Source organism: Gilvibacter sp. CC01, assembly GCF_055755295.1.
In genome coordinates this window covers 1928196-1946944 of sequence record NZ_CM146909.1, presented here as the reverse complement: position 1 = coordinate 1946944, position 18749 = coordinate 1928196, and the positions used below count along the sequence as shown (strand labels likewise).

The window sequence follows — 18749 nt, the reverse complement described above, 5'->3', positions numbered from 1 at the left end:
TTCATAACTTTTAAAAGGACTCCGCCGCTGTTTTTGTACCTTTAAACGCAATAACGAACCACAATTATGTCCGATTCCAAAAGACTTTTTTTAGTCGACGCTTACGCCCTGATCTTTAGGGGATATTACGCTTTTATCAAAAATCCAAGAGTGAATTCCAAAGGCGAGAACACCTCTGCCATTATGGGTTTTATGAATTCCCTCTTAGATGTAATTAAACGCGAGCGCCCGGATCATTTGGCGGTTTGTTTTGACAAAGGAGGTAGCGATGTCCGCAATGAGATGTTCTCTGACTACAAGGCCAATCGCGATGAAACTCCGGAACCCATTCTTTTTGCCGTTCCCTACATTTACCGCATTTTGGAGGCTATGCACATTCCGATAATGGTCAAAGAAGGCTATGAGGCCGATGACGTAATCGGGACACTAGCCAAAAAGGCCGAAAAAGAAGGATATCAGACCTTTATGGTAACCCCAGATAAGGATTTTGCGCAATTAGTAAGCGATAGTATATTTATGTATCGTCCGGTTTTTGGAGGCGGATATGAGACTTGGGGCGTAGAAGAGGTAAAGGCCAAATTTGAGGTTGATGATCCGTTGCAGGTGATTGATTATTTGGGGATGATGGGAGATAGTGCAGACAATATTCCGGGCTTACCAGGAGTTGGTGACAAGACTGCCAAGAAATTCATCAAGGAGTTTGGTTCTATGGAAGGTCTTTTGGCCAATACCGATCAGCTTAAAGGCAAAATGAAAGAGAAGGTCGAGGGTGCAAAAGAACTCGGTCTTATGTCTAAGGAACTGGCTAAAATCCTATTGGATGTCCCCGTAGAATTCGATGCGGAGGATTTTGAGCTTTCAGAACCCGATACAGACGCGGTAAAAGCTATTTTTGAAGAATTGGAATTCAGACGTCTGATAGACAATTTTTTAAAGACCTTTAACCAAGAAGCTGCCTCAACCAATACCGCAGATACGCCAAAAGCAGCTGCGCCAAAAACAAATAAAACAGCTGGTGCCGGGCAATTCTCCTTATTTGATGCCCAAGGTGATGCCCGCGAGACAGCAACTTCTGGCTCTAGCAGACAGACTGCCGCGGTGGCCGATCATTTTTACCAAAGCATAGACACCGATCTAGGTGTTAAATTATTGATCGACAAACTACTCAAACAAAGCAGTGTTTGTTTTGATACCGAGACCACAGGTTTGGATCCGCTAGTTGCCGAACTGGTTGGGATTGCCTTTTCTTGGGAAGTAGGCAAAGGCTACTATGTACCCTTCTCTGCCCACCAAGCCGAATGCCAAGCGCTCTTGGAGCATTTCCGTCCCTTCTTTGAATCCGAAACAATTGAAAAGATCGGGCAAAACTTAAAGTACGACATCAAGGTACTAGCCAAATACAACATGCCCGTTAAAGGACCACTTTTTGACACCATGTTGGCACATTACCTGATCAATCCAGACATGCGCCACAATATGGACGTACTGGCTGAAACCTATTTGAATTACACGCCCATTAAGATCGAGGAGCTCATTGGCAAAAAAGGAAAGAACCAGCTCTCTATGCGCGATGTTCCGCTGGACAAGCAAACCCAGTACGCCGTAGAAGATGCAGACATTACTTTACAGCTCAAACAGCATTTTGCACAAGAGCTGCAAGAGGCCAATACTCAGAAATTATTTGAAGAAATAGAGATTCCCCTTTTACGCGTTCTGGCCGCCATGGAACTAGAAGGAATCAACCTCAACAAGGATTTCTTGGGAGAGCTCTCCGGAGCCTTAGATACGGATATCAAGAAATTAGAGGCGGATATTTACGAGGCTGCGGGAGAGGAGTTCAACATTGCCTCGCCACGTCAGTTGGGAGACATCTTATTCGGAAAGTTGCAATTGGTGGACAAGCCAAAAAAGACCAAGACCGGCCAGTATTCGACCGCAGAAGATGTACTCTCCTATTTGGCAAAGGACCATAAGATCATCCGCGATGTTTTGAGCTACCGCGGACTCAGCAAACTCAAAAGTACTTATGTAGATGCGCTACCGCTTCAGGTCTCTGAGGTAAGTGGGCGCGTGCATACCGATTATATGCAAACCGTTGCAGCGACAGGCAGACTAAGTAGCAATAATCCGAACCTGCAGAACATTCCTATCCGCACCGAACGTGGGCGCGAGGTTAGAAAGGCCTTTGTACCTCGAGATGAAGAGCATGTGCTACTCGCAGCGGATTACTCGCAAATAGAGCTGCGCATTATTGCTGCTTTGAGCGAAGAAGACAATATGATCGATGCCTTTAACAAAGGTGAGGACATTCACACCTCGACTGCGGCCAAAGTATTCGGAGTGGACCCGAGCGAGGTAACACGAGAACAACGCTCCAATGCCAAAACGGTGAACTTTGGGATCATTTATGGCGTATCTGCCTTTGGTCTGAGTAACCAAACCGATCTGAATCGAACGGAAGCTAAAGAGCTCATAGAAACCTATTACAAAACCTACCCAAAGCTTCGTGACTATATGGGAGCACAGGTTGATTTTGCACGAGACAATGGCTATGTGCAAACGGTTTTAGGGCGTCGTCGTTATTTAAAGGACATCAACAGTCGCAATGCCGTGGTTCGCGGTGCTGCGGAGCGCAACGCAGTGAACGCACCTATTCAAGGTAGTGCTGCAGATATTATCAAGATTGCTATGATCGATATCTACAAAGAACTTGAATCTGGAGAATACCGCACTAAAATGCTCCTGCAAGTTCACGATGAATTGGTATTCGATGTCTACAAGCCAGAGCTGGAGAAGGTCAGCGCTATGATCCGTTCAAAAATGGAGTCTGCTTACAAACTAGCTGTACCGTTGGTAGTGGATATGGGCCTCGGCCAAAACTGGCTCGAAGCCCACTAATTTTAAAGTACAAAGCGATAGGTTGCCTTGATTAAGAAGGTATTCTGCGGACGTTGCCCTAAGAGTTGATTGTCAATAATGGTATTGAAATCATTACTGGGATCGCCCAAGCCAGTGATGCCTTGTGACCAGACCAAAAAGATCTCTGAGCCGGGAATATACTCCCAACGCAAGACCAAATTCGATCTAAACTGTACAAAAGCAAAGTCTGGATTCCCGAAAGCGTAATCGGTGTTTCCGTCGCGATCTTCATCTACCGAATAAAGCCCATCTGTAAAAGAGATCTGATTGTCGTCGTACCAAATAACGCGCTCATTGAGATCTGCTGCAGTGGCGTCATTAACATAATTGAAATTGGTAAAACTCGCCTTGAAAATAAAAGGTTGTCCGTAATACTGTATCGTTAAGTTTGGATTGATGTTATAATTGACACGCAAAGTAGTACTGAGTGATTCGTTATCGATCTCTCCTAAGATATACCTCGGCGTTTGCCCAAAAACTGTTTCAGACACGTATTGGGTCTTATTGGGATTCTTCTCGTATTCTACATCCAGAGAAGCGCTTAAAGAATTTATTGGCTGATACCGCAGTCTCAACACATAGCGTCTGAACTGGAAGTTGTTCTGATTCGCATCCGAATGTACATAACCAAGCGTACCGCTGAGGCGCTTGCGCTGATCGGTCCCAGAGAAAAGAAAGAAGAAATTCTCCTGACTGAATCGCCAACGCGGCCCACCACGCAAGAAGGTATTGGTAAAGATCCGTGGTTTATGTGCTCCTCCAACTTCGGTCCACCAGTTGTTCTTCCAATTGATAAAACCGTTCACCTCGTATTGAATGCGGTTGTAATTACCTTCAAAATCATAAGACGTAAACTGATTGAAACCTAGATTGGCCTGCCTAAACCATGAAGTTGGCTTGTTCCAGAATCTGCGTACATTGGCGTATTGACGTATGTCGTCTGCCTGGCGCAAGAACCCAATATCGTTAAGTTCCAACTCCGGAGAACGCCAGTTACCTCCAAAATTATAGCGCCAGTCACCACTTTGTCGCCCAATTTCAAAGCGACCCGAAGTCCCCGTTAAACTGGTGCGATTCGGATCTACCTCCACGTGATCTGCATCCACCCGTTGAAAAAGATGGGTCAAAGAGGTCTGTGTGCGGGCAATTGCTTCTGCACTTCCTCGGACAGAGCTGAGTACGGTGCTACCTTCTATATAGTATTTCCTGTCCTTCCAATTGTGCTTAAAATCGATTCCTCCAGAGTAGGCATGAGAATGCAAGAAATTCAGTCGGTCTTCCATATTTCTGTGCGTGGCGGTAAAGATTCCTCCTATATAAGAATTCCGATCATTGAAGTCTTTCTGAACACGACTCACAAAATAGTTAGTCAGCGGCTCAACCACCTCTTCTCTTGCCTCTCCCAGCTCCTCTATACTGGCCAATACATCTTGGTCGTCGCTTAGCTGAATATCTGCAACCGCCTTAGCAGTTACGCTTTCTAGAACACCCACAGCCCAACCGTCTTTGGTCTTTCCACTGAATTTGGCCGCCCCCAGTATGGTGGAGTTGATCGGGATATCTGCAAATTCCCCGCGAGCTCCATTAGCGGTAGTGAATCCTTGCGGACTTCGTCCAATTCTTCGCGAAAAGAATACGTTGTCGGCGCCTCCTCCCAAACGGAAATCAAAAACATTCTTGTTCTCAACAAAGAAAGGACGACGCTCTTGAAAAAAGATCTCAAAACCGTCCAAGGCAATGGCACCAGGATCTGCATCAACCTGACCAAAGTCCGGGTTGATGGTGAGATCTAAAGTAAGATCATTAGTAATCCCGATCTTGGCATCAAGACCACCTGTGAATTTGGTGTCTTCTCCGGTGCGGAACGGATTTCCCTGTTGCGGCTCGTAAGTATCTAACTGCGCCAAGGTATACGGCTGGATCTCCAATTGCTTTTGTGGTTGCAGCCCGATAAGTCCACGTAATTCGCCAAACTCACTTATCCATCCTGGCGGATTTGCCGGTAAAGGTTGCCACAAAGAACGCTCTTCATTATTAAAGTAACGCCGGGTTGATTGCAAACCCCAAACTTGTTCGTAGTCGTTTCCGAAACGCAATTGACTCAGCGGAATTCTAATTTCTGCTGTCCAACCTTCGTCGTCTACATTGACATCAGTATACCAGATCGGATTCCAACTGTCGTCAAAATTACCGTTCTCAGAAATGAACTCATCGCCCTTAACTCCACTGGCCGAGATTGTAAAACTAAAACCTGTTCTGTCGTCTCCGAAACTGTCTAAATTGATCTCTACCCAATCCCCCGGGAAATCATCACGACGCCCCATACGACGCTCAATAGTCGATGGATCTTCTTGATAACACCTAAAGGCCACATATAAATTCTTCTGATCGTATACGATCTTCATTTTGGTCTGTTCACTCGGAGCAGTACCTACATCGGGCTGAAACTCTACGTAATCTGTAGTCCATTCGACCAGATCCCAAGCCGCATCGTCTAAAAGACCATCTATTTTAGGAGGAGTTGTTTCGCCTATGGAAGTAGTGGTATAGGACCGTTTAGCGTAAATAGAATCTTGCGCAAAAAGGGCGCTTGCGGACACAAAAAATAGTGCCGCGCTTAGTGAAAGGGCACGCAACATTGTTAGTTAGTTTGATTAAAAGACACTGAATGTTTCCGAACGTGACAGTTTTTAAGATTTTTTTAATAGAAGTTTAACATCGAACCGTCCTTGTAGAGGGCTCTGCATTTTAAGTCTTCACCGCTTGTTATTCAAATAAATAATAGTACATTTGCACCCCGATTTTGTCCAAATAAGGAATGTTTAATACAAAAAATTAAAAGGGTGGATACATTAAGTTATAAAACAGCATCTGCTAACAAAAACACTGTAAACAAAGAGTGGTTGCACGTTGATGCTGAAGGACAGACGTTAGGTCGTTTGGCTTCTGAAGTTGCAAAATTGCTACGAGGAAAGCACAAACCTAGCTACACCCCTCACGTGGATTGTGGTGACAACGTGATCATCACCAATGCCGAAAAGGTAGTACTTACTGGAAACAAATGGGCCGATAAAACGTATATCCGTCATACGGGTTATCCAGGTGGACAGCGTTCACTAACCGCTCAAGAGTTGAAAGAAAAGAATCCTGCAGGTGTTGTTGAGAAAGCTGTAAAAGGCATGCTCCCAAAAAACAAACTTGGTGCTGAATTGTTCAGAAACCTAAAAGTTTACGCCGGAGCAGAACACGGACAGGAAGCACAAAAACCAAAAACAATTAATCTTAACGAAAAGTAATGGAAGTTATTCACAAGATTGGTAGAAGAAAGACTGCCGTTGCTCGCGTTTATGTTTCTGAAGGAAAAGGAAACATCACTGTAAACAAGCGTTCATTGAATGAATACTTTACTACAGACGCACTACGTTACAAAGTGAACCAACCGTTCATGTTGACTGACAACGAAGGAAACTACGATGTTAAAGTGAACGTATTTGGAGGTGGAATCACCGGACAAGCAGAAGCTGTTCGTCTGGCGATCTCAAGAGCTTTGTGCGAAGTAAACGAGGAGTACCGTGCAAACCTTAAACCAGAAGGCTTGTTGACTAGAGATCCAAGAATGGTAGAGCGCAAAAAATTCGGACAGAAGAAAGCGCGTAAGAAATTCCAGTTCTCTAAACGTTAATTGGCCGCACTTGCCTCAAGCGGCAAGTGCCAACCGTTCATTTATTATTGAAAAGCTGTTATTTCTGCCCTTAGGCAGAAAGTTAGTTTAGCATCTAAACCACCCCATAGGGTGCGTTGCTATCTAGACAGAACGTAAACTAAAACAAAATGGCAAAGAAAATCGAAGTAAAAGAATTACTCGACGCCGGGGTGCACTTTGGGCACCTCACTCGTAAATGGAATCCAAACATGGCTCCCTATATCTATATGGAGCGCAACGGAATCCACATCATCAACCTGTACAAGACTGCTGCTAAAATTGAAGAAGCTAACGAGGCACTTAAAAAGATTGCCGCTAGCGGACGCAAGATCCTTTTTGTTGCTACTAAGAAGCAAGCAAAAGACATCGTGGCAGATAAAGCAAGCAAAGCAAACATGCCGTACATCACCGAGCGTTGGCCTGGTGGAATGTTGACCAACTTTGTAACCATCCGTAAGGCGGTTAAGAAGATGTCAGCTATCGATCGCATGAAGCAAGACGGTACTTTTGACTCTCTTTCTAAGAAGGAGAAATTGCAAGTAGACCGTTTGCGTGCTAAGTTGGAAAAGAACTTAGGTTCTATCTCTGACATGAGCCGTTTGCCAGGTGCTTTGTTTATCGTGGACACGACTCGTGAGCACATTGCAGTTAAAGAGGCACAAAAATTGAACATTCCGATCTTCGCTATGGTAGATACCAACAGCGACCCTCGTGAAGTTGATTATGTGATTCCATCTAACGACGATGCTTCTAAGAGTATTGACAAGATCGTTTCTCAGGTTTCTGATGCGATCATCGAAGGTTTGGAAGAGCGTAAAGCCTCTAAAGAAGGAGAAGCTAAAGCAGCTCCAAAAGCAGCTTCTAAAGCAGCTGCCAAAAAAGAAGAAGAATAAATTAGTTTGAGCGGCCAAACCGTTCAAGTTACAACACTTAAAACAGAAAAAAATGGCAAATATCACAGCCGCAGATGTAAACAAATTGCGTAAAGCAACTGGAGCGGGGATGATGGACTGTAAAAAAGCTTTGGTTGAGGCCGATGGTGACTTCGACAAGGCTATCGAGATCCTTCGTAAGAAAGGTCAAAAAGTTGCTGCAAAGCGCGCTGACCGTGATTCTAGCGAAGGAGCTGTTATTGCAAAGGTAAACGACGGAGCTTCTAAAGGAGTTATCGTTTCCCTAAACTGTGAAACTGACTTCGTTGCTAAGAACGATTCTTTCGTTTCTTTGGCACACGATCTAGCTGAATTGGCACTAGCAAGCAGCTCTAAAGAGGAGTTTTTAGCTGCCGATTTTAACGGGATCTCTGTTCAGGACAAATTGACTGAGCAAACTGGTGTTATTGGTGAGAAGATCGAGATCGGTGACTTCCGTGTATTGGAAGCTCCTTTCGTAGGTTCTTATATCCACGCCGGAAACAAGATCGCTGTTTTGACTGGACTTTCTGCTGATGTAGACGGTGCCGACGTAGTAGCAAAAGACGTAGCTATGCAAGCCGCTGCAATGAATCCAGTTGCATTAGACGAAGATGGTGTAGACCAAGCGACTATCGAAAAAGAGATCGAGATCGCTAAAGATCAATTGCGTCAAGAAGGAAAGCCAGAAGAGATGTTAGACAACATCGCTAAAGGAAAACTAAAGCGTTTCTTTAAAGACAACACTTTGGTAAACCAAGCTTTCATTAAAGACAACAAGCAGAGTGTTTCTCAATACGTTAAAACTATTGGAGACGTAAACGTTGTTGCTTTTGAGCGCGTTGCTCTTGGATAAGCATCCAATCATATAAATAAAAAAACCCGCTTCTACTGAAGCGGGTTTTTTTATGCTTGTATTTTGACTTTTACAAATCAGTACGCGTAATGGTTAAAGAACCAATTGCAGGCGTCAATCCACCAGAAGTTCCAATAGGAGGTGTATTTACCACGGCAATCACACTCTGTGGGCTCGTAGGGTTGTCTGGAGAAGTATAAGTGTCTCCACTATCGGTCCCAGCATCGAGAACTGATAGGGTCAAGGTCTCTTCACTTACCAAAGCATCGCTTGGTAAAACAATAGAGAAACCGTCGATTCCGGCAAACCAATCTGGACTTGGATTCATTGATACCACAAAACTGATAGAGGTCTTTTCTGGATCAACAGTAACATTTACAGATTGCGCTCCTGTTGGTCCTGAGCCAGCTGCAGAAGCTGTCACAAAGAAATCCACGCTATCTTCCGTTCCCTGACTGCTCAGGTCGGTAATAAGGTCACTGCTGTCTCCAGTCTCTGCGTATGCCTGTAAACCGGCACTGGCTTGCTGACCCAACCTAAATACATTTTTGCCGGGAGCATGAACTGCTACAACCATTGCAGAAAAACCAGCATTGGCCGGATAATCTGTAGGGAATTGATCTTCAGTCCAATTGGGAGTAAAGGTAACCCGATATGTGGCTGTAACCGGATTATCGCCTTGTCCTCCTCCGTCGTCAGTGTTGTTGTTGTCGTCGCTCGAACAGCCTGTCAATACTAGGGCTGCCACAAGCGCAAGAGATAGAAACTTTTGCATAATTTATTTTTTCTAAAGATAGTATTTTTTAAATGGAACCTATCACTGGAACGTTGTTCCCGATAAAAAATTACTTTTTCTGACTATATTTGCACAAACCCGCGCTAAGGCATGAAATACAAGAGAATTTTACTGAAATTATCCGGAGAAGCCCTGATGGGAAAACGCCAATATGGTATCGATCCGGAGCGTTTAGACGACTACGCCAGAGAGATCAAAAAGATCATAGATCAGGGTGTTCAAGTGGCCATAGTAATTGGTGGCGGGAACATATTTAGGGGTGTTGCAGGAGCCTCTCGCGGTATGGACCGCGTGCAAGGTGACCATATGGGAATGTTGGCAACTGTTATAAACGGACTCGCCCTGCAAAGTGCCCTAGAGGACAACCAGGTTCCGACCCGTTTGCAAAGTGCCATTAAGATCAATGAGGTTGCCGAGCCTTTTATCCGCAGAAAAGCGATTCGCCATTTAGAAAAAGGACGTGTTGTTATCTTTGGTGGGGGAACCGGAAATCCTTACTTCACCACCGACTCCGCAGCAGTTTTACGCGCTATAGAGATCGGTGCCGATGTGATCCTTAAAGGAACCCGTGTTGATGGAATCTACACCAGCGATCCGGAAAAAGACTCCGATGCGATTAAATTTGACTATATTTCCTTTGACGACGTTATAAAGAAGGGGCTAAAAGTAATGGACACTACAGCTTTTACGTTAAGTCAAGAAAACGAGCTTCCTATAATTGTCTTTGACATGAATACTCAAGGCAACTTGGGGAAAGTAGTCAGCGGAGAGAACATAGGAACCAAGGTCAATATTTAACGAATTTTTGGCCTGATTTTTGACCTGCCCACTATAAATTTGGTTTTATGGATGAAGAAATAGACTTTATTATTGATGCTGCCCGAGAAGGCATGCACAAATCGATCGACCACCTAAAAAAGAAACTACTCAACATTAGAGCGGGAAAAGCATCTCCTTCTATGGTAGGTAGTGTTATGGTTGAGTATTACGGAACTCCAACGCCTCTAAGTCAGGTCGCCAATGTGAATACTCCCGACGGTATGACCATTTCTATTCAGCCTTGGGAAAAGGCCTTGATCCCAGAAATTGAAAAAGGGATACAAATGGCCAACTTGGGTTTTAATCCAATGAACAACGGAGAGAGCGTGATTATCAACGTGCCACCACTTACCGAAGAGCGCCGTAGAGAACTTGCCAAGCAGGCACGCTCTGAGGCCGAAGAAGCTAAGATAGGTGTTCGCAACGAACGCAAGTCTGCCAATAATGAGCTTAAAGGACTCGACATCTCTGAAGATCTGAAAAAGAACCTGGAGATCGATATTCAGGAAATGACCGATAAGCACATTACTCAGATCGACGCTATTTTGAGCACCAAGGAAAAAGAAATAATGACGGTGTAAGCCCTCGTCAATTCAGGCCCGCAAGGGCCTTTTTTAGTTAGCCTATTGCAAAAGTTTGTTGCGTTTATACTGCTATTTCTGTTGACCAGCTCTCTGGCCCTAGCGCAGCGTCCTGTTGTGACAACGCAAGACAGTATCCCGGAAAAACCACCTTCGGTATTTAAATCGGGGTTCTACCCCCTCTCTTTTTTCGATTTCGATCTGCGCTATCTGATCAAATACAACAACTATGAAGGGATCCGGTTGGGGATGGGTGGAACCACCAACGATCGCCTGTTTGAAAGTCTAAAATTCGGCGGCTATTTTGCCCGCGGATTCAAAGATCAGGCATGGAAGTACAGTTTTGGAGGAAGTATTCGACTGGCCAAAGAACCTAAGTCCTGGCTCAGCCTCACCTATGTAGATGACATTGCTGAACTGGGTAGTTTCTTTTACCTGACCGACGCTCGGGTGTATAACGTTTTTGAACCGCGCTTGGTAAATATTTCGCAGTTCTACAAACACCGAACTTGGACAACGAACTATCAGCAGCAACTCACCCCAAAGATCTTGGCGGAGTTCAAGCTGTCTCGCAGTAATATTACCCAAATAGAAGATTACCAATTCGAGATTGGCAATGAGATCTTTTCCAATTATGTAATTGCTGAGGCAACGGCTTCTTTTCGCTTTAGCCCTAAAACGAATTTCTTTTTGAGTGAAGATGGCGAGATCGAGTATTTTGACGGATTCCCAAAGATCACCGCTCAAGTTTCCCAAGGATTGAGGAGTTTTTTTGATGGCGATTTCGAATACATCAAACTCGGTCTTAAACTGGATTATTATATTAAAAGAACCGATCTTTCAAGCACCAACATCCTCTTGGAAGGTAAATTGGGTATAGGCGATATTCCACTCACTCATCTTTTTCATGCCTTTCCGAACAGTCCCACCAAGGATAGGATATTACAGCGCTTTTCGGTTGCCGGACGTCAGAGTTTTGAAACCATGTACTTTGGTGAATTCTTCTCCGATAAGTTGGTTTCCTTGCAACTAAGACATGCCCTAAGACGTTTTTATTTCTCAGATCGAATAAAACCAGAGCTTGTCTTTATAAGTCGTCACGCTTTGGGTTCCCTGGTACAAAGAGAAAGACATCTCGGTTTGGACTTCAACACCCTAGAACAAGGTTACAATGAACTCGGTATGGAACTCAATAAGATCTTCTCCGGATTTGGACTGAGTTTTGCCTATCGCTACGGCGCCTATCACTTGCCCGAATTTGAAGATAACATTTCCTTTAAGTTCACCTTCTACCTTAGTATTTAATTAACCCGACAAAATCCCTGCTTTGGCCTTTAATTTAGTACCTTTGCGCGCATTGTAAATCGTAGTAGTGGATAAACTTTTCAGTATCGGTTTTTGGAGTGCAGTTGCCCGATTCATTTTGAGGAATCGCCTCTTGATGTTAGTGGTCATTGCAGGACTTACCGTTTTCTTTGCATTGCAGTGGAAACACATGCGATTTACCTATACCGAAGCCAATCTACTGCCAGACAAGCACGAGGTAAATATAGCCTACAACAGTTTTCTGGAAACCTTTGGAGAAGAGGGAAACCTAATCGTAATTGGTGTTAAAGACACTGCGATATTTACCCCCGAAAACTTTTTGGCTTGGGATGCGCTTTCTAAAAAAATAGCCCAATATCCAGAGATCGATCTGACACTTTCGGTTGGTGATTTGCGGGTTCTTAATAAGAACGAAAAAGAACAGCGCTTTGACCTAGAGCCGTTCATTACAGATTCAGTCCCTACGGCAGAACAATTGGCTTGGTATAAATACCGTTTGTTCGAAAAGCTCCCTTTTTATAAGGGTTTGCTCTACAGCCCAAACAAGCAATCTATTCGAACCGGGATCTATTTAAAGAAAGAACTGGTCAATACGCCGGCGCGAAGAGACTTTATAATCAAGAACCTTATCCCAGAGATAGAAGCCTTTGAGAATACTTACGGCATAGATGTCTATACCTCAGGCATGCCCTATATCAGAACGCTGAACTCTCAAAACATCATAGACGAGATCGGCTTGTTCATTGGGGCCGCACTTTTGGTGACTTCGCTGATCTTCTTCTTTTTCTTCAGATCCTTTAGAGCGACTTTTATCTCTATGATCACAGTGATTATTGGGGTGATGTGGGCCTTTGGGATTCTCGGGCTCTTGCATTACGAAATAACAGTGCTCACGGCACTGATTCCTCCGCTGATAATTGTAATCGGTATCCCGAATTGTATCTTTCTGATCAATAAGTATCAGCAGGAAATAAAATCCCACGGAAACCAAGCCAAGTCCCTGCAACGGGTTATCACCAAAGTTGGGAATGCCACGCTAATGACCAACGTGACAACGGCCTCTGGATTTGCCACATTTATACTTACCAAAAGTCAACTGCTCAAGGAATTCGGTACGGTAGCCTCTATTTGTATCATCGCCATTTTCATACTCTGTTTGTGTATTATTCCGATTGTATACAGTTATATGGCCATTCCCAAATACAAGCACCTAAAACACCTGAACAAACGCTGGATAGGCAGTTTTGTCTCGTGGATGGAAAACATGGTGAAGCATCACAGGGTTGCCATTTATGCGGTTTCTGTGATCTTATTGGCGGCTAGTATCATTGGAATTTACAAAATTGAGATTTCGGGTAGTATTATTGAAGATATGCCCAAGAGCGCAGCCTTCTTTAAAGACATTCGTTTCTACGAGAAAGAATACGAAGGTCTGATGCCCTTGGAAATACTCATTGACACCAAGCGCGAAGAAGGTGTGATGAAGCTTGCGACCATAAAACGCATGGACCAGCTGCACACGGTTATCGAAGACATACAGGAGTTCTCTAACCCGATCTCTGTGGTGAATTTGGTGAAGTATTCCAAACAGGCGTATTACAATAACAACCCGGAGTTTTACCAGCTGCCCAATTCTCAAGAACGGACCTTTATACTTTCGTTTGCGAAAAATTCTGCGGATGGTACCAATCTTATGAAGAGCTATGTGGACAGTACTGGACAATACGCTCGTATTACCACTTTTATCAAGGACACACCTACAGATCGCATGAACGAAATTGAAGCCGATCTGCTAGCAGAGATAGAAAAGATATTTCCAAAAGAACGCTATTCCGTTACCCTTACTGGAAAGGCCCTAGTGTTTCAAAAAGGAACAAGCTACTTGGTACGCAACCTGATCATCTCCTTATCTCTTGCCATTTTGCTAATTGCAATCTTTATGGCTTGGATGTTCAGAAGCGTAAAGATGATCTTGGTGTCCTTACTGCCCAACCTATTACCACTCCTAGTGACTGCTGGTATGATGGGCTTTATTGGGATTCCAATTAAACCTTCTACAATTTTGGTCTTTAGTATTGCCTTTGGTATTTCTGTGGATGATACCATTCACTTTCTTGCCAAGTACAGGCAGGAACTCATCGCCAAGAAATGGAAGATCTCCAAATCGGTCTATGCAGCACTGCGGGAAACTGGAGTAAGTATGTTCTACACTTCCATAGTATTGTTCTTTGGGTTTTCGGTGTTTATGATCTCGAGCTTTGGAGGAACAGTGGCCTTGGGCGGCTTGGTTTCTGCCACCCTGCTATTTGCCATGCTATCAAACCTAATGCTACTCCCCTCTTTGCTACTTTCTTTGGAACGCAGTATTGCCAACCAAGAAACCATGCGAAAACCATCCTTGAGAATCATCTTGGATAAAGAAGAAATAGAATCCTTAAAGGATAAGTAAAACGGGGCTTGTCCGTGTCTTTGCGAACGGCTATCTTTGCCCCTGTTAAAGCGCAAATTATGAGCTATAAAGAAGTTTTAGAATTGCTCCAAAGTGAGCCTTCCTTACAAGAAATTACTGTACGCGGTTGGGTGAGATCTTTCCGCTCTAATCGTTTTATTGCCTTAAACGACGGTTCTACGATCAAGAATTTGCAATGTGTGGTAGACTTTGAAAACTTCGATGAGCAATTGCTTAAACGCATCACCACTGGTGCTGCTATTGCCGTAACTGGTAACTTGGTTGCAAGCCAAGGAAGCGGCCAGGCTGTAGAGGTTGCTGTTTCTAAAGTGGAGATCTTAGGGGATGCCGATCCGGAAGAGGTTAAACTAACTGTACTCTCTCCGAAGCGTCACACCCTAGAAAAACTTCGTGAGCAGGCACATTTACGCGTGCGCACCAACACCTTTGGCGCTGTAATGCGTTTGCGTTCTAAGCTTGCCTTTGCGGTACACGAATATTTCCAAAAGAACGGCTACTACTATATGCATGCGCCTATCATTACGGGAAGCGATGCAGAAGGAGCCGGAGAAATGTTTCGTGTAACTACGCTAGATCCTCAAAATCCACCAGTTACCGAAGACGGCGCTGTAGACTATAAAGAAGACTTTTTTGGTAAGGAATCCAACCTGACTGTAAGCGGGCAGTTAGAAGCTGAGACCTATGCGATGGGCCTTAGCAAAGTATATACTTTTGGCCCTACATTTAGAGCTGAGAATTCGAACACTTCACGTCATTTAGCAGAATTTTGGATGATAGAGCCAGAAGTTGCCTTTTGCGACTTGGATGGCAATATGGACTTGGCCGAGGACTTTATCAAATACGTTATTAAGTATGCCGTTGAGCATTGTCAAGACGACTTGGCTTTCCTAGAAGACAGACTCTTAAAGGAAGAAGCTAGCAAACCGGCCGACCAACGCAGTCCTATGCCGCTTCGCGAGAAATTGGATTTTGTTTTGGGTAACCAATTCAAAAGGGTTAGTTACACTGAGGCCATAGATATTCTAAAGAATTCTAAGCCGAACAAAAAGAAGAAATTCCAATATCCTATAGAAGATTGGGGTGCAGACCTACAGTCTGAGCACGAGCGCTATTTGGTAGAGAAGCACTTTAAGTGTCCGGTGATCTTGTTCGATTACCCAGCCAACATCAAAGCATTCTATATGCGCCTAAACGAAGATGAAAAGACCGTGCGTGCCATGGACGTACTTTTCCCTGGCATAGGCGAGATAGTTGGTGGATCACAACGTGAAGAACGTTACGATGTACTTAAAAAGAAGATCGCAGACCTCGGTATTGACGAGAAGGAGCTTTGGTGGTACTTAGACCTGCGCAAGTTTGGAACAGCAGTACACTCCGGGTTTGGCCTTGGTTTTGAACGTCTGGTACAATTCGTGACCGGGATGGGGAACATTAGAGATGTGATCCCTTATCCTAGAACACCAAAGAATGCCGAATTCTAAATAAAATTTCTCAAAGACTTAAAAACGATCTTAGCCAGAATTAAGATCGTTTTTTTTAACTTGTAAGTAGAAGTAGTTTTTATGTTAAAACAACAGCTCAATTTTAAACTCTCTCAAAAGTTGTCTCCGCAGCAGATACAGCTCATGAAGCTTATCCAGCTGCCAACACAGGCCTTTGAGCAACGCATTGCACAAGAAATGCAAGAGAATCCCGCGCTAGAGGGTGGCAAAGACCGCAACGAGGAGCGCGAAGACAATTACGAGGGAGAAGAGCAGTACGAGTCCGACGCAGATACCATAGAGACCGACATAAACATAGACGACTATTTGAGCGATGACGAGATTCCTTCCTATAAGCTCTCGGCTAACAATTACAGCAGCGACGATGAAGACAAACAGGTGCCTTATGCCTCCGGTACTTCTTTTACACAGTTTTTGATGACCCAGCTAAACACTTTCCGTCTAGATGAAGAGCAGGCCGAAATAGCCGAATTCTTGGTGGGGAGTGTAGACGAAAGCGGTTACATAAGAAGGCCCGTAGTCGATATTATGGACGATCTGGCTTTTACGCAAAACGTCTATACCACAGAAGAAAAGATAGAGCAGGTCTTGGAATTGGTACAGCAATTGGATCCGGCCGGAGTGGGTGCGCGCAATTTGCAGGAATGTCTTTTATTACAATTAGAACGCAAGTCTCCAACGGCAGAGGTACAACTCGCCATAGATATCATAGAAGACGCCTTTGAGCTCTTTAGCAAGAAACACTACAGCAAGCTACAACATAAGTTCAATATCACCGAAGATGAACTTCGCGCTGCCATACACGAAATTGAAGGGTTAAACCCTAAGCCTGGTGGCACTTATGCTTCCGGTACGCGTATAGTGGAGCACGTGGTCCCAGACTTTACCATTCGTATAGTTGATGGAGAATTAGAGCTCACCTTGAACGGGAGAAACGCTCCGGAGCTACACGTGTCTAAGGAGTATTCGGATATGCTTAAAGGGTATAAGGCCTCCAAGGAAAAGACCAAATCACAAAAGGATGCTGTGCTCTTTATAAAGCAGAAGTTAGATGCTGCTAAATGGTTTATTGAAGCCATAAGACAGCGGCAGCAGACGCTTTTGGTAACTATGAATGCCATTATGCATTATCAGCACGAATACTTCCTTACTGGAGACGAACGCAAGCTGCGGCCTATGATCTTAAAGGATATTGCAGACACCATTGGCATGGATGTCTCTACCGTATCTCGAGTGGCTAACAGTAAATATGTGGACACCCCATACGGAACCAAATTGATCAAAGAGTTCTTCTCTGAGTCTATGAAGAACGACCAGGGCGAGGATGTCTCAACCCGTGAGATCAAAAAGATCTTGGAGATCACCATTTCCGAAGAAGACAAAAAGAAACCCTTAACAGACGACAAACTGGCCAAGATCCTGAAAGAAAAAGGATATCCTATTGCCAGACGCACTGTAGCTAAGTACCGAGAACAATTAGACCTGCCTGTTGCGCGTTTACGCAAAGAGATCTAATGGGAATATTCTTGCGCATAGCGGCCTATTTGTTTCACCCCTTGCTTATGCCAATGCTTGGGGCTTTTGTTTATTACACCGTAACGCGCCGCTTCTTTGAACCACAGATCATTCAAACCAAGCTTGTCGCCTTACTCATAGTCACGGTTTGTATCCCTATAGTGAGTTTTTATTTACTGCGGAATTTGGGTTGGATCTCTTCCATGCAGCTCGAAACCGTAAGAGAGCGTAAAGCACCGCTTATGATTCAATGTGTTTTGCTGCTCATGGTGCTCAAGATGGTCTATAACCCCTACGACACTCCAGAGCTGTACTTCTTCTTTGTAGGTGTTTTGTTCTCTACGCTAGCGGCCTTTGTGTTAACAGTTCTTGAATTCAAAGCCAGTCTACATATGATGGGAGTTTCTGGTGTGACCTTTTTTGTCTTTGGACTCAGTGTGCATTTTTCTACCAATCTGTTACCGGCTTTAGGATTGCTATTCTTTGTAAACGGTTGGGTTGCGAGCTCTAGGCTATATACGCGGTCTCACACCGCTGTAGAATTAGCTGCAGGCGCTTTCTTAGGCCTTATGCCGCAGTTGATCCTTTTAGGTTATTGGTTATAAGAAGTAAAAGAGGATCCCGAGTTTAAGGGGTCTGAAGTTCACGGGTTCTTCTGCCAGTTTGGCCTCACTATCAAAAAAGGCCGTAAAATTATAAGCAGCGTAAAAATTAATGGTATTGTACCCCAGTAGCAAAAAAGCTTCTGCCTGAAACGGATTGAATTGAGTTAAATTGTCAAAGGTAAAGCGCGTCCCGTCTTGCACAAATGTAGCCCTGTTCCAATAGGCATAGCTAAAGATTACTCCGGTATGCACCCGGTAAAATTTGAACTCAGTGGGAGTACTGCTGCGCCAGCGTAACTCTAAAGGAACCTCCACATGATAGACACTAAAACGATTACTCTCAAAATTGGTTTCCTCGTCTAAAACCTGTAATACCAATTGATCATTGGCATCCTCAGAGATCGCCAAGGTGTTTCCGTAACGATTGAATCCCAAACCTGCACCCAATCCAATCGAAAAGGTTCTTTTAGAATTAATAGGCATATCGCGGACAATACCAAAGCGTGCACCTCCTGTAAAACCCCGGATCTTCACATCCGCAGGAGTATCAGTAAGCAAATTATAAGTAAGGCCAAAGTAGAATTGGTCCTCCCTGTACTTTTCGTCTACAGGCACACTGTCTTTAACGGCCTCTGTTTGGCCTAGGTCTTGCCCGGAAACTCCGAGAGTGGTCAGCAGCAAGCACCCAATAAAGAGAATTCTAGCGATCATCCAATTAAATATACCTAAAAAAAAACACCTCTACG

At 44.2% G+C, this 18749-nt stretch carries 15 protein-coding genes; 12 read left to right on the top strand and 3 right to left on the bottom strand.

Going from position 1 to position 18749, the window contains the following annotated elements; translation table 11 throughout:
* The first annotated feature begins 66 nt into the window (after positions 1 to 66).
* On the top strand, positions 67 to 2898 hold the full coding sequence (polA, locus tag AC0J2F_RS09200; protein WP_473007397.1) for a DNA polymerase I: 2832 nt from the start codon (positions 67 to 69) through the stop codon (positions 2896 to 2898).
* A 2-nt stretch (positions 2899 to 2900) separates the two neighbouring features.
* Here polA and AC0J2F_RS09195 read toward each other — a convergent pair whose 3' ends face one another.
* Complete coding sequence (locus AC0J2F_RS09195) at positions 2901 to 5558, bottom strand: DUF5916 domain-containing protein (RefSeq protein WP_473007396.1); 2658 nt, start codon at positions 5556 to 5558, stop codon at positions 2901 to 2903.
* A gap of 204 nt (positions 5559 to 5762) precedes the next feature.
* On the opposite strand from AC0J2F_RS09195, the gene rplM reads away from it, so the two are divergent.
* From rplM to tsf, 4 genes are all read left to right on the top strand, one after another.
* A complete protein-coding gene (gene rplM, locus AC0J2F_RS09190; RefSeq protein ID WP_087523494.1) occupies positions 5763 to 6215 on the top strand; it encodes a 50S ribosomal protein L13 in 453 nt (150 codons plus the stop codon).
* On the top strand, positions 6215 to 6601 hold the full coding sequence (gene rpsI, locus AC0J2F_RS09185; protein ID WP_374957294.1) for a 30S ribosomal protein S9: 387 nt from the start codon (positions 6215 to 6217) through the stop codon (positions 6599 to 6601). The genes rplM and rpsI overlap by 1 nt, the downstream gene beginning before the upstream one ends.
* A 149-nt stretch (positions 6602 to 6750) precedes the next feature.
* Positions 6751 to 7515: a 30S ribosomal protein S2 gene (gene rpsB / locus AC0J2F_RS09180; RefSeq protein WP_473007395.1), complete on the top strand. Its 765-nt coding sequence runs from the start codon at positions 6751 to 6753 to the stop codon at positions 7513 to 7515.
* 52 nt (positions 7516 to 7567) lie between these two features.
* Positions 7568 to 8389: a translation elongation factor Ts gene (gene tsf, locus AC0J2F_RS09175; RefSeq protein ID WP_473007394.1), complete on the top strand. Its 822-nt coding sequence runs from the start codon at positions 7568 to 7570 to the stop codon at positions 8387 to 8389.
* A 70-nt stretch (positions 8390 to 8459) separates the two neighbouring features.
* Here tsf and AC0J2F_RS09170 read toward each other — a convergent pair whose 3' ends face one another.
* Positions 8460 to 9164 carry a spondin domain-containing protein gene (locus AC0J2F_RS09170; RefSeq protein ID WP_374957292.1) on the bottom strand — a complete coding sequence of 235 codons (705 nt, stop codon included), beginning with the start codon at positions 9162 to 9164 and terminating at the stop codon, positions 8460 to 8462.
* Positions 9165 to 9275: 111 nt separating this feature from the next.
* Here AC0J2F_RS09170 and pyrH point away from each other — a divergent pair, with 111 nt between their 5' ends.
* The 7 genes from pyrH (at position 9276) to AC0J2F_RS09135 (ending at position 18003) form a co-directional block, all read left to right on the top strand.
* Positions 9276 to 9983: a UMP kinase gene (pyrH, locus tag AC0J2F_RS09165; protein WP_374957291.1), complete on the top strand. Its 708-nt coding sequence runs from the start codon at positions 9276 to 9278 to the stop codon at positions 9981 to 9983.
* A gap of 47 nt (positions 9984 to 10030) precedes the next feature.
* The gene (gene frr, locus AC0J2F_RS09160) at positions 10031 to 10585 is read left to right on the top strand and encodes a ribosome recycling factor (protein WP_374957290.1); all 555 of its coding nucleotides are present in this window, start codon (positions 10031 to 10033) and stop codon (positions 10583 to 10585) included.
* Positions 10586 to 10666: 81 nt separating this feature from the next.
* Complete coding sequence (locus tag AC0J2F_RS09155; RefSeq protein WP_473007393.1) at positions 10667 to 11890, top strand: hypothetical protein; 1224 nt, start codon at positions 10667 to 10669, stop codon at positions 11888 to 11890.
* Positions 11891 to 11957: 67 nt separating this feature from the next.
* Positions 11958 to 14360, top strand: a complete 2403-nt coding sequence (locus AC0J2F_RS09150) for an efflux RND transporter permease subunit (protein ID WP_473007391.1) — start codon at positions 11958 to 11960, stop codon at positions 14358 to 14360.
* Positions 14361 to 14419: 59 nt separating this feature from the next.
* A complete protein-coding gene (asnS, locus tag AC0J2F_RS09145; RefSeq protein ID WP_374957288.1) occupies positions 14420 to 15862 on the top strand; it encodes an asparagine--tRNA ligase in 1443 nt (480 codons plus the stop codon).
* Positions 15863 to 15943: 81 nt separating this feature from the next.
* On the top strand, positions 15944 to 17398 hold the full coding sequence (gene rpoN / locus AC0J2F_RS09140) for an RNA polymerase factor sigma-54 (RefSeq protein ID WP_473007389.1): 1455 nt from the start codon (positions 15944 to 15946) through the stop codon (positions 17396 to 17398).
* Entirely contained in the window at positions 17398 to 18003 is a 606-nt protein-coding gene (locus AC0J2F_RS09135; RefSeq protein ID WP_473007388.1) for a hypothetical protein, read from the top strand. The genes rpoN and AC0J2F_RS09135 overlap by 1 nt, the downstream gene beginning before the upstream one ends.
* Here the strand turns inward: AC0J2F_RS09135 and AC0J2F_RS09130 are convergent.
* Positions 17998 to 18714, bottom strand: a complete 717-nt coding sequence (locus tag AC0J2F_RS09130) for an outer membrane beta-barrel protein (RefSeq protein WP_473007387.1) — start codon at positions 18712 to 18714, stop codon at positions 17998 to 18000. The genes AC0J2F_RS09135 and AC0J2F_RS09130 overlap by 6 nt on opposite strands.
* Positions 18715 to 18749 lie beyond the last annotated feature (35 nt).